Genomic DNA, 15,612 nt, shown 5'->3' with positions numbered 1-15,612 from the left:
AAAAGCTGGTGGGGCGGCGCGGCGGCGTGCGTTAGAATGCGCGCGCCTTTTCTCTTCCCCGAACCACCATGCGCAGACTCATTTCCGCGGCGCTGCTTGCCGCCGCCTTGCCCCTCCCCTCGCTTGCCGCCACCCCGATCACGCTCGACCAGGCCATGGCCGCGCCGGACTGGATCGGCATGCCCGTCGATACGGCCTGGTGGGGCTGGGACAGCAAGACCGCCTACTACCAGCAAAAGCGCACCGGCTCGCCGCTGCGCGACACCTTCGTCGCACCCCAGTTAGCCGCGTCGGCGCCGCGCAAGGTGCCGGACGCCGACCTGGCCGGCGTCGATACCGAACAGATGTTCTACAACCGCGAACGCACGCGCGCGATCCTGCTGCGCAACGGCGACCTGTTCGAGCGCGACCTGAAAACCGGCGCGCTGACGCAGATCCGCCGCGACAGCACGGCCGCCGCCGATCCGCAATATTCGGCGGACGGCAAGTCGGTGCAGTACCGCGTGGGCCACGACTGGTTCGGCTGGCACCGCGAAACGCGGCTGACCGTGCCGCTGGCGTTGCCCCGCGCAATGAAGGACCCGGCAGCGGCGCCGGGCGACGATGCGCTGCGCGCGCTGCAATTGCGGCTGATCGCCACGCTGCAGCGGCAGAAGGAAGAACGCGATGCCCGGCGCGCGCAGGCCGAGGCACAGCGCCGCGCCGATGCGACGCGGGCCCCGGCGCCGTTCTACCTGGGCGACAAGATCGTCATCGACGCCAGCGCGCTGTCGCCGGACGGCCGCTGGCTGGTGCTGGCCACGTCGCCGAAGGCCGAGCAGAATGGCCGCGTCGGCAAGATGCCGCGCTACGTGACCGAATCGGGCTACGAGGAATTCGACGACCAGCGCACCCGGGTCGGGCGCAACCTGCCGCTGGCGCAGACGCTGCGCCTGGTCGACCTGAAGGACGGCACGATGCGCGAGCTGGCGCTCGATCCGCTGCCCGGCATCGCCACCGATCCGCTGGCGGCCATGCGCGCGGCGCGAAAGCTCGACCCGGTGAAGGGCAACCGCGCGGTACGGCTGGAAGAGGACGAAGGCCAGGGAATCGCCTGGGCCGCCGACGGCAGCCGGGTCGCGCTGATGCTCCGCGCGGTCGACAACAAGGACCGCTGGATCGCCTCCATCGACCTGTCCTCCGCCAGGCTGCAGCCGATGCACCGGCTGGCCGACGAGGCGTGGGTCAACAGCAGCTACAACGAGTTCGGCTGGCTGCCGGACAACCGTACCCTGTGGTTCCTGTCCGAGGAATCCGGCTGGTCGCACCTGTACACGCTGGGCCAGGACGGCAGGCAGCGGGCACTGACGAGCGGCGCGTGGGAAGCCACCAGCGTGGCCTGGAACGCCGACGGCAGCGCCGCGTGGGTGATGTGCAACCGGAAGACGCCGGGCGACTACGAGGTGTGCCGCGTCTCCGCCAGCGATGGCACGGTGCGGGAAATAACGCAGGTCGGCGGCGGCGCCGAAAGCTTCCTGCTGTCGCCCGACCAGAAGAAACTGCTGGTGCGCTGGTCGTCGGCCTACGTGCCGCCGCAGCTGGCGATCGTGCCCGCCGCCGGCGGCGCGGCCGTGAACCTGACCGACACGCGCACGCCGGCATACAAGGCGCGCGAATGGGTGCAGCCGCAGTTCGTGCAGGTGCCGTCCACGCACGGCGCGGCGCCGGTCTGGGCCAAGCTGTACAAGCCGGCCACGCTGGAACCGGGCCGCAAGTACCCGGTCGTGATGTTCGTCCACGGCGCCGGCTACCTGCAGAATGTGTCGAAACGCTGGTCGAACTACTTCCGCGAGCAGATGTTCCACAACCTGCTGGTGGAGAAGGGCTACATCGTGCTGGACATGGACTACCGCGCATCGAAAGGCTATGGCCGCGACTGGCGCACGGCGATCTACCGGCGCATGGGCCACCCCGAGCTGGAAGACTACGTGGACGGCGCGAAGTGGCTGGCCGCCCAGCACCAGGGCGACATCGACCGCGTGGGCATCTACGGCGGCAGCTACGGCGGCTTCATGACCTTCATGGCCCTGATGCGCGAACCCGCGCTGTTCAAGGCCGGCGCCGCGCTGCGCCCGGTGACCGACTGGACGTCCTACAACCACGGCTACACCGCCAACATCCTGAACACGCCGGACATCGATCCGGAAGCCTACAAGATCTCGTCGCCGATCGAATACGCCGACCGGCTGCAAGGCCACCTGCTGATCGCGCACGGCATGGTCGACGACAACGTGTTCTACCAGGACTCGGTGCGCATGGCGCAGCGGCTCATCGAGCTGAAGAAGGACCACTGGGAACTCGCCAGCTACCCGCTCGAACGGCACGCCTACACGCAGCCGGAAAGCTGGTACGACCAGTACCGGCGCATCTACCAGCTGTTCGAGCGTACCCTGAAGTAATCTTTCCCGAAAACCGGTGACAGGCTCCGATTTTAGAGAAACATTTCCTGGTAATTGGTGACTGTCACCGTTTTTGACGAAACATCCCGAGGCAAATGGGTGCTGTCACCGAATTTAGAATTGGAGCCTGTCACCGGTTTTTTGAGCCTGTCACCGGTCTTGCGGAAGGTGGGCAAACCACGCGGCCACTTCCGCCCGCTCCCCTTCCGTCATGTTCGTCAGGTTCCCGATCGGCATCGCCTTCAGTTCCACCACCTGCTTGTGGATCGCCAGCGCCTGCTGCCGCACCTGTTCCGGCGTATCGAACACGATGCCGGCCGGTGCGGTGGCGAAGCCGGGCTGGGTGGGGCGCGCCGCATGGCATGACACGCAGCGCTGGTCGACGATGGCCGTGATGCGGGCGAACTGCGCGGCCGGATCGGCTGCCCGCGACACGGCGGCGGGCTTCGGTGGCGCGATCATCACGGCCACGGCCAGCAGCAGCGCGATGCCGATGGCGGGATAGCGCCAGGCCGCGCGCCCCTTGTGCCGCAGGTTGAAGAAGTGGCGGATGAACACGCCGGCGGCCATGACCAGCGCCAGCACCAGCCACGCATGCTCGTGCCGGTACGTCATCGCATAGTGGTTGCTGATCATGATGAACAGCACCGGCAGCGTGAAGTAGTTATTGTGCACGCTGCGCTGCTTGGCGCGGAGGCCGTGCACCGGGTCGGGCCGGCCTCCGGCGCGCATCGCTTCCACCATCCGGCGCTGGCCCGGAATGATCAGCATCGCCACGTTGGCCACCATGATGGTGCCGATCATCGCGCCCACGTGGAGGTAGGCGGCGCGGCCGGACAGCAGGTGCGTGAGCGCATACGCGGCACCGGTGAGCAGCGCGAACACCACGACGCCGAACCACAGGTCGTGCTTGCCCAGCGCGGAGCGGCACAACAGATCGTAGACGATCCAGCCCGCCACCAGCGAGCCGAGGCCGAAGCCCACCGATTGCCAGGCGGTGAGATCGGCCACCGTCCGGTCGATCATCATGGCGTGCGCATTAAAGTAATACGCGACCGTCAGCAGCGCGAAGCCGGACAGCCACGTGGAATAGGCTTCCCATTTGAACCAGTGCAGTTCCTCCGGCAGCTCGGCCGGCGCGACCAGGTATTTTTGCGGGTTGTAGAAGCCGCCGCCGTGCACCGCCCACAGTTCGCCCATCACGCCCTTCTTCGCCAGCTCGGAACCGGGTGCCGGCGGCCGGATCGAGTTATCCAGCCAGACAAAGTAGAACGAGGCGCCGATCCACGCGATGCCGGTGATGACGTGCAGCCAGCGCAAGAGCATGTTCAGCCACTCGAGGCCGTAGGGGAAAAGGTAGCTGATGGCTTCCATGGGGTCCTTGGCAAATAACTGTGGCCTGCTGGCATCTATTTACAGTCGATACAAGGATTGTGGTGCACCCGGCATGAAAGTTCACGTATATTTGACATATCCGTATCCGTATAGACACAGCCCTCGCCATGTCCGCCCTGCCGCAGCATCTCGACATCCACCTGATCCGCATCCTGTACCTGCTGCTGGTGGAAAAGAACGTTTCGCGCGTGGCGTTGAAGCTGAACCAGCCGCAGCCGTCGATTTCCGCATCGCTGCGCAAGCTGCGCGAGCTGACCGGCGATCCGCTGCTGGTGCGCGGCGCACGCGGCATGGTGCCCACCCAGCATGGCGAAAGCCTGCTCAAGCCGGCCAAGCGCATCCTCGACGAAACCGAGAACCTGTTCGTCAAGAAGACGCCCTTCGCGCCGCAGGAAGAAGCGCGCACCTTCAACATCGCCGCGCCCGATTACCTGGACAGCCAGTTCCTGCCGAGCGTGGTGGCGCTGCTGCGGCGCGGCTCGCCGAAGAGCCGCGTCATCATCCACAGCCTGGGCCCCGGTGTCGACTATGTGCGCCTGCTGTCCGACGGCGACATGGACCTGGTGATCGCGAACTGGGACGAGCCGCCCCAGCACCTGCACATCTCGAAACTGTTCGAGGACCCGATCGTGTGCGCGATGCACGCCACCAGCCCGTACGCCAAGCGCACCGCCGAGGATGCGATGACGCTGCACGAATACCTGACGCTGCCGCACGTGGCGCCGTCGCAGATGGTGCAGGGCTCGGTCGGCGTGATCGACGCCTTCCTCGAACGCCAGGGCCTGCAGCGCAACGTGGCGGTGGAATCGGCATACTTCGGCCTGATCCCCTACATGCTGATGCAGTCGGACCTGGTGCTCACGACCGGCCGCCAGTTCGTGCAGTTCTATGAAAAGACCCTGCCGCTGAAGATCTTCACGATCCCCGTGAAATTCCCGCCGATGCGCTTCTACCAGCTGTGGCACGAACGGGTGCACCAGTCGCCCGAGCACAAGTGGCTGCGCGACCAGGTGACCGCGGCGGCCAAGGCGCTGGTGAAGGGCCGCTAGAGAACTCTGCGCCTCCCCCGTTTCCACGCTCTGGCCGGCGAAGACACCAATGACAGAAGGAGCGAACATGAAAGCAGTCCAACGACGTCACATGCAATACCTGGCCGGCACCGCCGCCGCCGTGCTGCTGGCAACGGGATGCGCCGGGGTTGCGGGCACCGGAGGCCAGGCGCAACTGGCCGGCAGCGCCTGGCAGCTCGTCGGCTACCAGGCTGCAGGCACCGGCACGGCCGAAGTCCGGCCGGCCCGGCCCGATCAGTACCAGTTGCGCTTCGGCGCGGATGGCCGGCTGTCAGCGCGGGTCGACTGCAACCAGGGTTCCGGTACGTGGAGCGCCACGCCCGGCGCGGCGGGTGGCGCGTCGGGCAGCCTGATGCTCGGCCCGCTCGCCACGACGCGGATGATGTGTCCCCCGTCGCCGCTTGGCGGCCGCCTGCCCGGCGATATCGAAGCGGTGCGCAGCTACCGGATCGACGGCGGGCGGCTGCACCTGGAGCTGGCCGGTGGCGGCGGCATCTATACGTGGGAACGCGTGTCGCCGTAATCCCTGCCATGCGGGAGAGAGTTGCGCACTGCACAATCAACTGCTGGCATCGTGCCCGGATAATGGCTAAGATTGCGCTAACTCTTCGTTGGAGCGCACATGTACCAATCGATGGAATGCCCGCTGATGGGGCAAGCAGCACTTAGCTGCGCTGCACAAAGCGAGGTCCGATGAGCGCCCTCGGCACTGGTCATGCGTACTTCGACAAGCTGATCGACGCGGCCCGCGAAGGCGCGCCTGTCACCGTGGCGCTGGCCCACCCCTGCGATGCCCACGCGCTGGAATCGGCGCTCGATGCCAGCCGGCTGGGTTTGATCCAGCCGATCCTCGTGGGCCCGCGTGCCCGGATCGAACAGGCGGCCGCGGAGGCGGGGCTGGACATTTCCGCCCTGCCCCTCGTCGATACACCGCACAGCCATGCCTCCGCGGCGCGCGCCGTGGAGATCGTGCGCGAAGGCGGCGCGCAGGCCCTGATGAAGGGCAGCCTGCACACCGATGAACTGATGGGCGCCGTCGTCTCGGCCACCACCGGGCTGCGCACCGCGCGGCGGCTCAGCCACTGCTTCGTGATGGACATTCCCGGCCATGGCGAGCCGCTGATCATCACCGATGCCGCCGTCAACATCGTGCCCGCGCTGGCCGACAAGGTCGATATCGTGCAGAACGCGATCGACCTCGCGCACATCCTCGGTTTCGGCGAAGCGCGGGTCGCCATCCTGGCGGCGGTGGAGACGGTCAATCCGAAGATGCCCGCGACGCTCGATGCGGCGGCCCTGTGCAAGATGGCCGACCGCGGCCAGATCACCGGCGGCATCCTCGACGGGCCGCTGGCGATGGACAACGCCATCGACCCGGCGGCGGCCGCGATCAAGCACCTGGTATCGCCCGTGGCCGGGCGCGCGAACGTGCTGGTCGCGCCGGACCTGGAAGCGGGCAACATGCTGGCCAAGAGCCTTACCTTCATGGCCGGCGCCGGGGCAGCCGGCATCGTGCTCGGCGCCCGCGTGCCGCTGATCCTCACCAGCCGTGCCGACTCGGTGGCCGCGCGGCTGGCCTCGTGCGCCGTCGCCGTGCTGGTTGCCCGCCGCAAGATGGCGGAACCGAAGATCCTGGGCGGCTGACATGCCAGGCCCGAACGATGCCGTGGTGGTCATCAACGCCGGATCGTCGAGCATCAAGTTTTCCCTGTTCCGCGGCGCGGACCTGGCGCCGGCCCTGAAGGGCAAGGTGGAGAACCTGTACGCCGGCAGAACGCGCTTCGTGGCGTTCGATGCCTCCGGCATGCCGGTCGGCGAACACACCTGGAACGATGCTCCGCTCGATCACGAACAGGCGATGCGGTTCCTGATCGATCACGCGGCGGAACACCTGCAGGGCATGCAGGTGCGCGCGGTGGGCCACCGCATCGTGCATGGCGGCGCACGCTACAGCGGCCCGCAGCGGCTGGATGGCGCCGTGCTCGACGAACTGGAACAGCTGATCCCCCTCGCGCCGCTGCACCTGCCGCATAACCTGGCGCCGGTGCGCGCCGTGATGGCACTGGCCCCGCAGGTACCGCAGGTGGGCTGCTTCGACACCGCATTCCACACGGCGCAGCCGGCCCTGGCGCAGGCCTTCGCACTGCCGCCGTCGATCACGGAGCGCGGTATACGGCGCTACGGCTTCCACGGACTGTCGTACGAATACATTGCCAGCCGCGTGCCGGACTTCGCACCCGGCCTGGCCGGCGGGCGCGTCGTGGCCGCCCACCTGGGCAACGGCGCCAGCATGTGCGCGATGCATGCCGGCCGCAGCGTCGCCAGCACGATGGGCTTCACCGCCGTGGACGGCCTGCCGATGGGCACGCGCTGCGGCGCGCTCGATCCCGGCGTGGTGCTGTACCTGATCGATGAACTGGGCATGGACGTGCCGGCGGTGCAGCGGCTGCTGTACCAGGAATCCGGACTGCTGGGCGTTTCCGGCGTGTCGGCGGACATGCGCACGCTCGAGGCCAGCGACGACCCGCGCGCCAGGCTTGCGATCGACCTGCTGGTCTACCGCATCGGCCGCGAACTCGGCTCGCTGGCCGCCGCGCTGGGCGGTCTCGATGCGCTGGTCTTCTCCGGCGGCATCGGCGAGAACAGCGTGGCGGTGCGCGCCGCCGCCTGCCGCGATGCCGCATGGCTGGGCGTCACGCTGGACGAGGCGGCCAATGCCGCCGCCGGTGCCGGCAAGATCTCCCGCATCAGCTCCGCCTCCAGCAAGGTCGAGGCGTGGGTGGTGCCGGCCAACGAAGAACTGATGATCGCGCGGCATACCGCTGCGCTGGTGGAAGCAGTATGAATACGGGGGCATTTCTCTCCGCCAGCGCGCACCTCCACGCCCACGGTGGCCACGGGATTGTGACGGAGATCGCATGAAGTACATGCAGCGGATCACGGCACAAGCGGCTTGCCTGGCAATGGCGGCGCTGCCGTTCACCGGAGCGGTGTCGGCACAAGGGCGCACCGCATCGTCCGCGGTGGAACTCGCGAGGCAGTCCGATAGCCTGAAGCCGGGCGAATGGGTATGGGCGCCGCGCATCGCGCCGAAAGGCCCGGTGCTCGTGTACGTGGACCTGTCGAAACAGCTGGCCACCGTGTACCGGAACGGCGTGCGCATCGGCGTCGCGACCGTCTCGAGCGGCAAGCCAGGATTCCAGACGCCGACCGGCGTGTTCACGATCCTGCAGAAGGATGCCAGGCACCGCTCCAGCACCTACCACAATGCACCCATGCCTTACCAGCAGCGCCTGACCTGGGATGGCGTGGCGCTGCATGCCGGCGGGCTGCCGGGCTATCCGGAAAGCCACGGTTGCGTGCACCTGCCGCTGGCGTTTGCAAGGCAGCTGTTCACGGCTACCCGGCTCGGCACGACGGTCGTCGTCGCGGGCGATTCGGCGCACCCGGTGGCGACGGGCGGTGGCGAAGTCCTGGCCCCCTCCACGCTCGACACGAGGGGCGACGGCGATTTCTGGACGCCGGAGAAATCGCCCGCTGGCCCCGTGACAGTCGTCTTGTCACGCGCCGACCAGGCTGCAATCGTGCTGCGCAACGGCGTGCCGATCGGCCGCTCCGCCGTGACGCTGCCGCGCGACGACGACGCCACGCACGTCCTGACGCTTGCCGGCGGCAGCGGCGATGGACAGCAATGGATCTACGCGGGCGTGGCAGGGCACGAAGGCGAGGACGGCCGGCCGGTGGACGAAGTGGCCCGCAACCGGGTGCGGATCCCGCCGGATTTCTACCGCCGCGTGACCGCGCTGCTGGCGCCTGGCGCGACCTTGCTGGTCACCAGCGCCCCACTGGCTGAAGCCGGTACCGGCACGCAACTCGCGGTGGTGAGCGGGCAGTAGGCACGCGGCACCTCGTGCGCGGCAGCGCGACGCGCCGGCCATGCGGCAAGCCGGGGCCTCGAGCAAATACCCTAATACCCTAATACCCTGTAAAAATGGTGACAGTCACCGTTTTTTGGGAAATGTTCCGTGAAAAATGGAGCCTGTCACCGTTTTTCGGGAAATGTTTCTGGAAAATTGGTGACTGTCACCGTTTTTCACCAGTTGGCCAGGGACAGGTGGCCCCCGAGCAGCAGCAGCGTGATGAAGAAGCAGCGCCGGAATACCTGTGGCTCGAGCCGTGCGCGCAGCCGGGTGCCCAGCGCAAGGCCGACAAGTGCAGGCAGCTGGGCCAGGAACGAGATGCCGGCTTCGGCGGGTTGCCAGGCGCCGTGCCCGGCCAGCATCACGGCCAGCGCCAGTGTCGACACCGTGAACGACAGGCCCATCGCCTGCACCAGTTCTTCCTTCTCCAGCCCGAGCGCCTGCAGGTAAGGTACGGCGGGCAGCACGAACACGCCGGTGACCGCCGTCAGCACGCCTGTCGCCGCGCCCACCAATGGGCCCAGCCACGGCTCCTGTGCGGCACGCACCTGCCAGCGCCACGACGACAATCCGAGCAGCGCGTACAGCAGCAGCGCGGCGCCGAGGACCGCCCGGCCATCGCCCTTCGCCAGGAATGCGCCGCCGACCAGCGTGCCCGCGCAAACGCCGGCCAGCATCGGCCGAAGCCGGAGCCACTGCGCGTAGAGGCCCCGCCGTTCCAGCATCTGCCACACGTTCGTCAAAAGCGAAGGCACGACGAGGATCGCCGCCGCCTGCAGGGGTGGCATCACGAGACCCAGCAGGGCCATCGCCACGGTCGGCAAGCCCATGCCGGTGACGCCTTTCACCATGCCGGCCAGCACGAATACCACACAGATGTACAAAAGATGATTTTCCATGGGCGCAGTATGGCGCTCCCGCGGGACACGGGAAATGTGGAATATACTGCCCGAGCCTTCGGATTCGACGAAGGCTGGAGAAATTATGCGATTCGACCTGACCGACCTGAAACTGTTCCTGCGCGTGGTGGAAAGCGGCAGCATCACGGCCGGCGCCGCGCAGGCCCACCTTGCCCTCGCCTCCGCCAGCGCCCGCGTGCGCGGCATGGAGGATGCGCTTGGCGTGCCGCTGCTGCAGCGCAGCCGCCGCGGCGTGGAACCCACCGACGCCGGCCGCACGCTGCTGCACCATGCGCGGCTGATCACGCAGCAGATGGAGAAGATGCGCGCCGACCTGGGCGAATACGCCACCGGCCTGAAAGGCCACGTGCGCCTGCTGTGCAATACGTCGGCGCTGACGGAATTCCTGCCCGATGCGCTGGCCGCCTTCATGGCGGGGCATCCGCACGTCAACGTCGATCTCGAGGAACGCCTGTCCAGCGATATCGTGCAGGCGATGCGCGACGGCCTGGCCGACATCGGCATCGTCACCGATTCGGTCGACAGCAGCGGGCTGGAGACCCGGCTGTTCTGCGAAGACCGGCTGGTGCTGGCGCTGCATCCGGCCCACCCGCTCGGCAAGGGCCTGCGCCGCAATGCCGCGCTGCCGTTCGCGGCCACGGTGGACCACGACTTCATCGGCCTGGCGGGCGACAGCGCGCTGCAGATGTACCTCGGCGAACAGGCGACCAGGCTGGGCAAGCGGCTGCGCTACCGCGTGCGGGTGCGCAGCTTCGATGCGATCTGCCGCATGGTGGCCAGCGGCGCCGGTCTCGCCGTACTGCCCGAATCGGCCGTGGTGCGCTCGCGTGACGCGGCCAACCTCAAGGTGGTGCGGCTGGCCGATGCATGGACACGGCGGCGCCTGCTGCTGTGCACGCGCAGCTACGCCGACTTGCCGGGCTATGCGCAGGAATTGGCCGATGCGCTGGCCGACGCGCCGGCGGCCCATGCGACAATACCGGCTCCCGGTTAACGAGACGCGATATGGAAAATTTTGCACGGCGGCGCGACCGCTTCGAGATGTTCGACAGCATGGACAGCCCGGCCCTGAACCTGTGCTTCCCGCTGGAGCTGCCCGATTTCCGGCCCTGGTGCAAGGCCAGCGGCTTGCCCCCCTTCCACGTGCTGCTGTGCGCCGTGCTGCGTGCGGCGATGAAGATCGAGAACTTCCGCTGGCGCATCCATGACGGCGAGGTATTCGAGATCGACCGCCTGATCCCTTCCTTCACCGTGATCAACCAGTACAACGACCTGAATTTCGCGATGTTCGAGTGGTCGGACGATCTGCGGGAATTCGCCGCCCGTGGCAGCGCCGCGCGCGAGGCGGCGTCGAACATGGTGCAGTTCAACGAACCGTACCGGGCACTCGCACCGCGCGAGGCGAAACACCAGATGTTCGTGACCTGCATCCCTTGGCTCGCTTTCACGTCGATCCAGCATCCGACGGCGGCGCTGGCTTGCCCGGACATTCCCTCGCTCGCCTGGGGCAAGTTCCGCGACGGCGCACCGGGCCAGCTGGTGCTGCCGTTCTCGGTGCAGGCGCACCACGGCTTCGTGGATGGCTTCCACGTGCACCAGCTGGGAGAGCAGATCGCCGCCGAGCTGGCGGCGATCATCGAGCCTGCCTAAACCACCTTCGCCCGCTCCAGCATGGCGTGCAGCAGCACGTTGCAGCCGGCCTCCAGGTGCGCCGGCTGGGCATCCTCGATCTCGTTGTGGCTGATGCCGTCCTTGCACGGCACGAAGATCATGCCGGACGGCGCGAGGCGCGCCGCGTAGATCGCGTCGTGCCCGGCGCCGGAGACCACGTCCATGGTCGGGTAGCCCAGCTTCGCGGTGGCGCTGCGCACGGCGCCGACGACGTCCGGATGGAACGGGCACGGCGGGTAATACGACACCCGTTCCAGCTTGACGTCGAGCCCAGAATCCGCAGCCACCTTCGCCACGAAGGCCGTGATCTCCTCGTGCATCGTGTTCAGCAGTTCGTCGTTCACGTTGCGCAGGTCGATCGAGAACTTCACCTGGCCGGGAATCACGTTGCGGCTGTTGGGGAACACCTGCATCATGCCGACCGTGCCGCGGCCATAAGGCGGATAGCGGTTGGCGATCGCCACCACCTCGGGAATGATCCGCGCGGCCACCTGCATCGCGTCGCGCCGCAGGTGCATCGGCGTTGGCCCGGCATGCGCTTCCATGCCGGACACTGTGCAGTCATACCATGACAACCCCATCACGGCCGGTACCACGCCGATCACCTTGTCGGCATCTTCCAGCACCGGCCCCTGCTCGATGTGCGTCTCGAAATAGGCGCCGATCGGATGCTGGCCCGGCACCTGGTCGCCGCGATAGCCGATGCGCTCGAGTTCCTCGCCGACGGTCTTGCCATCGACATCCTTCGCCGCGTACGCGTGTTCCAGCGTGAACGCGCCACAGAATACGCCGGAACCCATCATCACGGGCACGAAGCGCGATCCCTCCTCGTTGGTCCAGAAGGCGACTTCGATCGGCGCTTCGGTGCGGATGCCATGGTCGTTCAGCGTGCGCACCACTTCCAGGCCGGCCAGCACGCCATAGTTGCCGTCGAACTTGCCGCCGGTGGGCTGCGTGTCGATATGGCTGCCCGTCATTACCGGCGGCAAGGAATCGTTGGTACCGGCGCGGCGCATGAACACGTTGCCGATCTGGTCGACGGTGACCGTCATGCCCGCGGCCTTTGCCCAGCCGACGACAAGGTCGCGGCCCTGGCGGTCCAGGTCCGTCAGCGCGAGCCGTTTCACGCCGCCCTTCTCGGTGGCGCCGATTTGCGCCAGCTCCATCAGCGCATCCCACAGGCGCTGGCCGTCGACCCGCAGCGCGTCCACAGCTGCTCCAGTCGTCACCGCTTCAGTCATGTCGTTCATCTGGCGTCCTTTCAGCTTGCGGAAACAGGTTTGAATGCGGGGCGGTCGACGTGGCGTCCGGCGCCCTCGACGGCCATCAGCTCGCCGCGGTGGAACACCACCTTGCCGGCGGCGATCGTGGTGCTGGGGATGCCCTTCACGGTGCGCCCCTCGAACACGTTGAAGCCGCCTTTCGCGAACTGCGTCTTCGCCGAGATCGTGCGCGTGCCGGCCGGATCCCAGACGACGACGTCGGCATCGGCGCCGGCCTGCACCACGCCCTTGCGGGGATAGATGTTGAAGATCTGCGCCGCGTTGGTCGACGTGACCTTGACGAACTCGGAAGGCGTCAGCAGGCCGCTGCCCACGCCCTCGTCCCAGATCACGGCCATGCGGTCCTCGACCCCGCCGCAGCCGTTCGGGATCTTCGTGAAATCGTCGCGGCCGGCGGCCTTCTGTTCGGCGCAGAACGTGCAGTGGTCGGTGGCGGTGGTGTGCAGGTTACCGCCGCGCAGGCCCTGCCACAGCGCGCGCTGGTGTTCCTTGCTTCGGAACGGAGGGCTCATCACATGCCCGGCGGCGAAGTCGAAGTCCGGGTTCTGGTACACGCTGTCGTCGATGATCAGGTGCCCCGCCAGCGCTTCGCCATATACCCGCTGGCCGGCCGCGCGGGCACGGGTGATCGCATCGAGCGATTCCCTGCACGACACGTGCACGATGTACAGCGGAGTTTCCAGCACGCCGGCGATCGCGATCGCGCGGTTGGCCGCCTCGGCTTCCACAGCCGGTGGCCGCGACAGCGGATGTGCCGACGGCCCGGTGATGCCGCGTGCCAGCAGGTCGCGCTGCAACTGGTACACCAGCTCGCCGTTTTCCGCGTGCACGGTGGGGATCGCGCCCAGCTCCAGCGAGCGGCGGAAGCTTTTCACCAGGGTCTCGTCGTCCGCCATAATGGCGTTCTTGTAGGCCATGAAGTGCTTGAAGCTGTTGACGCCATGGTCGCGCACCAGCACGCCCATTTCCTCGTGCACGCGGTCGGACCACCAGGTGATCGCCACGTGGAAGGTGTAGTCGCCGGCCGCCTTCGCGGCCCAGCCGCGCCACTGGTGGTAAGCCTCCAGCAGCGGCTGCTGCGGATTCGGGATGACGAAATCGATGATGGTCGTCGTGCCGCCGGCCAGGCCGGCCGCCGTGCCCGTATAGAAATCGTCGGCCGTTACGGTGCCCATGAACGGCAGGTTCATGTGCGTGTGCGGATCGATCCCGCCCGGCATCACGTACTGGCCGGAAGCGTCGATGACCTGCGCGCCCGCCGGCGCTTCCAGGCTCTCGCCCACGGCGACGATCCGGTCGCCGTCGCACAGCACATCGGCACGGAAGGCGCGGTCCGCATTGACGACGGTACCGCCTCGGATGATCAGGCTCATTTGGTGTCTCCATTCAGGGCCGGGGTGGCGGGACGGAACGCGGCCAGCTGCATCATCGCCGCGTAGGCGACAGCCGCGATCGCGATGCCCACGAACCAGGCATAGGTATAGATGGTCTTGAAGGTGTCGCCGACATCCGGGAATGCGCTGGGGAACGCCGCGTTCAGGAAGCCGGGGATGTTCGGCAGCACGCCGAGGACGAAGGCGATGACGGCCGCCATGTTCCAGCCGGAGCCGTACGAATAGATGCCGTGTTCCCGGTACAGTTCCGCCACATCCAGCTCGGTCTTGCGCACCAGGTAGTAGTCGACGATCAGCACCCCGGCAATGGGGCCCAGCAGCGCCGAGTAGCCGATCAGCCACGTGAAGATGTAGCCCTGAGTGGTTTCCAGCAGCTTCCACGGCATCATCGCCAGCGCGATGCCGGCCGTGATGTAGCCACCGGTGCGGTAGGAAATACGCTTCGGCGCGAGTGCGGAAAAGTCATATGCCGGGCCGACCAGGTTGGCGGCCAGGTTCACGCTCACGGTATCGACCAGCAGCACGATCAGCGCGACCAGCACGGCCACGCCGGTCATCCGCGCGGCCAGGTCGACCGGGTCCCACAGCGCCTTGCCGTACAGGACGACGGTGGCCGACGTGACGATCACCGCCAGCGCCGCCAGGAGGCCCATCGGCACCGGCAGGCCGATGGACTGGCCGACGATCTGGTCCTTTTGCGACTTGGCGAAACGGGTGAAGTCGGGAATGTTCAGCGCCAGCGTGGCCCAGAAGCCCACCATCGCCGTCAGCGATGGCCAGAAGGCGGTCCAGAACTGGCCTTCCTTCGGCTGGCCGGGTGCGAACTGCGACGGCTTGTCCAGCATCGGGCCGAAGCCGCCCGCCTTGTCATATACCCACCACAGCAGCACGAAGCAGATCAGGATCTTCAGCGGCGCGGTGTAGGTCTCGAGCTTGCGGATCGCATCCATGCCGTGGACGATGTAGTACATCTGGATCGCCCAGAACGCCAGGAAGCACAGCAGCTGCGCGCCGTTGATGCCCAGCCAGCCGATCTTCTCGCCGCCGATCGGCGCGCCCATGAGCACGCCCAGCAGCGTGTAGATCATGCTGCCGCCGAACCAGGTCTGGATGCCGTACCAGCCGCAGGCGACGATGGCGCGCAACAGCGCCGGCAGCTTGGCGCCATCCGTGCCGAACGACGCGCGCGCCAGCACCGCGTAGGGAATCCCGTACTTGGTGCCGGCATGGCCGATCGCCAGCATCGGCACCAGCACGATGGCGTTGGCGAGGAACACGGTGAGCACCGCCTGCCACGCCGACATGCCCCCTTCGACGAGGCTGGCCGACAGGGTATAGGCGGGGATGCACATCACCATGCCGACCCAGAGCGCCGCGAAGTGGTACCACAGCCACGTTCGCTGGGCGGCGGTGGTGGGCGCGAGGTCTTCGTTCCACAGGTGGGGGTTGGCTTTGATGTCGTGGTTCACTGGGCTCTCTCCTGGGTTGGATCGTTGTTTACTGAGTGGTTGCCTCAGCTTT

The 15,612-nt window shown here is 67.2% G+C and carries 13 protein-coding genes; 8 read left to right on the top strand and 5 right to left on the bottom strand.

Features of this window, described 5'->3' with window-relative positions; genetic code table 11:
- The first annotated feature begins 68 nt into the window (after positions 1-68).
- Positions 69-2,438: a S9 family peptidase gene (locus OU994_RS07210; RefSeq protein WP_281610193.1), complete on the top strand. Its 2,370-nt coding sequence runs from the start codon at positions 69-71 to the stop codon at positions 2,436-2,438.
- A 150-nt stretch (positions 2,439-2,588) separates the two neighbouring features.
- Here OU994_RS07210 and OU994_RS07205 read toward each other — a convergent pair whose 3' ends face one another.
- The gene (locus OU994_RS07205; RefSeq protein ID WP_281610192.1) at positions 2,589-3,812 is read right to left on the bottom strand and encodes a urate hydroxylase PuuD; all 1,224 of its coding nucleotides are present in this window, start codon (positions 3,810-3,812) and stop codon (positions 2,589-2,591) included.
- Between the two features lie 128 nt (positions 3,813-3,940).
- Here OU994_RS07205 and OU994_RS07200 point away from each other — a divergent pair, with 128 nt between their 5' ends.
- The 5 genes from OU994_RS07200 to OU994_RS07180 all read left to right on the top strand — a co-directional run bounded on the left by OU994_RS07200 (position 3,941) and on the right by OU994_RS07180 (position 8,799).
- A complete protein-coding gene (locus tag OU994_RS07200; protein ID WP_131147517.1) occupies positions 3,941-4,882 on the top strand; it encodes a LysR substrate-binding domain-containing protein in 942 nt (313 codons plus the stop codon).
- 67 nt (positions 4,883-4,949) lie between these two features.
- Complete coding sequence (locus OU994_RS07195; RefSeq protein ID WP_281610191.1) at positions 4,950-5,426, top strand: META domain-containing protein; 477 nt, start codon at positions 4,950-4,952, stop codon at positions 5,424-5,426.
- A gap of 170 nt (positions 5,427-5,596) precedes the next feature.
- Positions 5,597-6,547: a phosphate acetyltransferase gene (locus OU994_RS07190; RefSeq protein WP_131147519.1), complete on the top strand. Its 951-nt coding sequence runs from the start codon at positions 5,597-5,599 to the stop codon at positions 6,545-6,547.
- A gap of 1 nt (position 6,548) precedes the next feature.
- On the top strand, positions 6,549-7,748 hold the full coding sequence (locus OU994_RS07185) for an acetate/propionate family kinase (RefSeq protein WP_281610190.1): 1,200 nt from the start codon (positions 6,549-6,551) through the stop codon (positions 7,746-7,748).
- Positions 7,749-7,821: 73 nt separating this feature from the next.
- Positions 7,822-8,799, top strand: coding sequence for a L,D-transpeptidase (locus OU994_RS07180; RefSeq protein WP_281610189.1), 978 nt, complete (start codon positions 7,822-7,824; stop codon positions 8,797-8,799).
- A 197-nt stretch (positions 8,800-8,996) separates the two neighbouring features.
- Here OU994_RS07180 and OU994_RS07175 read toward each other — a convergent pair whose 3' ends face one another.
- Positions 8,997-9,722 carry a sulfite exporter TauE/SafE family protein gene (locus OU994_RS07175; RefSeq protein WP_281610188.1) on the bottom strand — a complete coding sequence of 242 codons (726 nt, stop codon included), beginning with the start codon at positions 9,720-9,722 and terminating at the stop codon, positions 8,997-8,999.
- Between the two features lie 85 nt (positions 9,723-9,807).
- Between OU994_RS07175 and OU994_RS07170 the strand changes: the two genes are divergently transcribed.
- Together OU994_RS07170 and OU994_RS07165 are read left to right on the top strand one after the other, a co-directional pair.
- Complete coding sequence (locus OU994_RS07170) at positions 9,808-10,737, top strand: LysR substrate-binding domain-containing protein (RefSeq protein ID WP_281610187.1); 930 nt, start codon at positions 9,808-9,810, stop codon at positions 10,735-10,737.
- A gap of 11 nt (positions 10,738-10,748) precedes the next feature.
- Complete coding sequence (locus tag OU994_RS07165) at positions 10,749-11,393, top strand: CatA-like O-acetyltransferase (RefSeq protein ID WP_281610186.1); 645 nt, start codon at positions 10,749-10,751, stop codon at positions 11,391-11,393.
- Here OU994_RS07165 and OU994_RS07160 read toward each other — a convergent pair.
- The 3 genes from OU994_RS07160 to OU994_RS07150 are packed head-to-tail and all read right to left on the bottom strand — an operon-like array spanning position 11,390 to position 15,560.
- A complete protein-coding gene (locus tag OU994_RS07160) occupies positions 11,390-12,664 on the bottom strand; it encodes a Zn-dependent hydrolase (RefSeq protein ID WP_281610185.1) in 1,275 nt (424 codons plus the stop codon). The genes OU994_RS07165 and OU994_RS07160 overlap by 4 nt on opposite strands.
- A gap of 11 nt (positions 12,665-12,675) precedes the next feature.
- Positions 12,676-14,070 (bottom strand): dihydropyrimidinase, encoded by a 1,395-nt coding sequence (gene hydA / locus OU994_RS07155; protein WP_281610184.1) that lies wholly within the window; start codon positions 14,068-14,070, stop codon positions 12,676-12,678.
- The gene (locus OU994_RS07150) at positions 14,067-15,560 is read right to left on the bottom strand and encodes an NCS1 family nucleobase:cation symporter-1 (protein ID WP_131147527.1); all 1,494 of its coding nucleotides are present in this window, start codon (positions 15,558-15,560) and stop codon (positions 14,067-14,069) included. The genes hydA and OU994_RS07150 overlap by 4 nt, the downstream gene beginning before the upstream one ends.
- Positions 15,561-15,612 lie beyond the last annotated feature (52 nt).

Origin of the sequence: Pseudoduganella sp. SL102, from assembly GCF_027856995.1 — a bacterium.
Lineage (GTDB): Bacteria > Pseudomonadota > Gammaproteobacteria > Burkholderiales > Burkholderiaceae_D > Rugamonas > Rugamonas albidiflava.
This window is presented reverse-complemented; position numbering and strand designations above follow the sequence as displayed.

Bases quoted from the DNA above. Each gene is read 5' to 3' on its own strand.
- OU994_RS07180 (WP_281610189.1), top strand. From the start codon at position 7,822: ATGAAGTACATGCAGCGGATCACGGCACAAGCGGCTTGCCTGGCAATG.
- OU994_RS07190 (WP_131147519.1), top strand. From the start codon at position 5,597: ATGAGCGCCCTCGGCACTGGTCATGCGTACTTCGACAAGCTGATCGAC.
- OU994_RS07205 (WP_281610192.1), bottom strand. From the start codon at position 3,812: ATGGAAGCCATCAGCTACCTTTTCCCCTACGGCCTCGAGTGGCTGAAC.
- OU994_RS07200 (WP_131147517.1), top strand. From the start codon at position 3,941: ATGTCCGCCCTGCCGCAGCATCTCGACATCCACCTGATCCGCATCCTG.
- OU994_RS07160 (WP_281610185.1), bottom strand. From the start codon at position 12,664: ATGAACGACATGACTGAAGCGGTGACGACTGGAGCAGCTGTGGACGCG.
- OU994_RS07195 (WP_281610191.1), top strand. From the start codon at position 4,950: ATGAAAGCAGTCCAACGACGTCACATGCAATACCTGGCCGGCACCGCC.
- OU994_RS07210 (WP_281610193.1), top strand. From the start codon at position 69: ATGCGCAGACTCATTTCCGCGGCGCTGCTTGCCGCCGCCTTGCCCCTC.
- OU994_RS07175 (WP_281610188.1), bottom strand. From the start codon at position 9,722: ATGGAAAATCATCTTTTGTACATCTGTGTGGTATTCGTGCTGGCCGGC.
- OU994_RS07185 (WP_281610190.1), top strand. From the start codon at position 6,549: ATGCCAGGCCCGAACGATGCCGTGGTGGTCATCAACGCCGGATCGTCG.
- OU994_RS07170 (WP_281610187.1), top strand. From the start codon at position 9,808: ATGCGATTCGACCTGACCGACCTGAAACTGTTCCTGCGCGTGGTGGAA.
- OU994_RS07165 (WP_281610186.1), top strand. From the start codon at position 10,749: ATGGAAAATTTTGCACGGCGGCGCGACCGCTTCGAGATGTTCGACAGC.
- hydA (WP_281610184.1), bottom strand. From the start codon at position 14,070: ATGAGCCTGATCATCCGAGGCGGTACCGTCGTCAATGCGGACCGCGCC.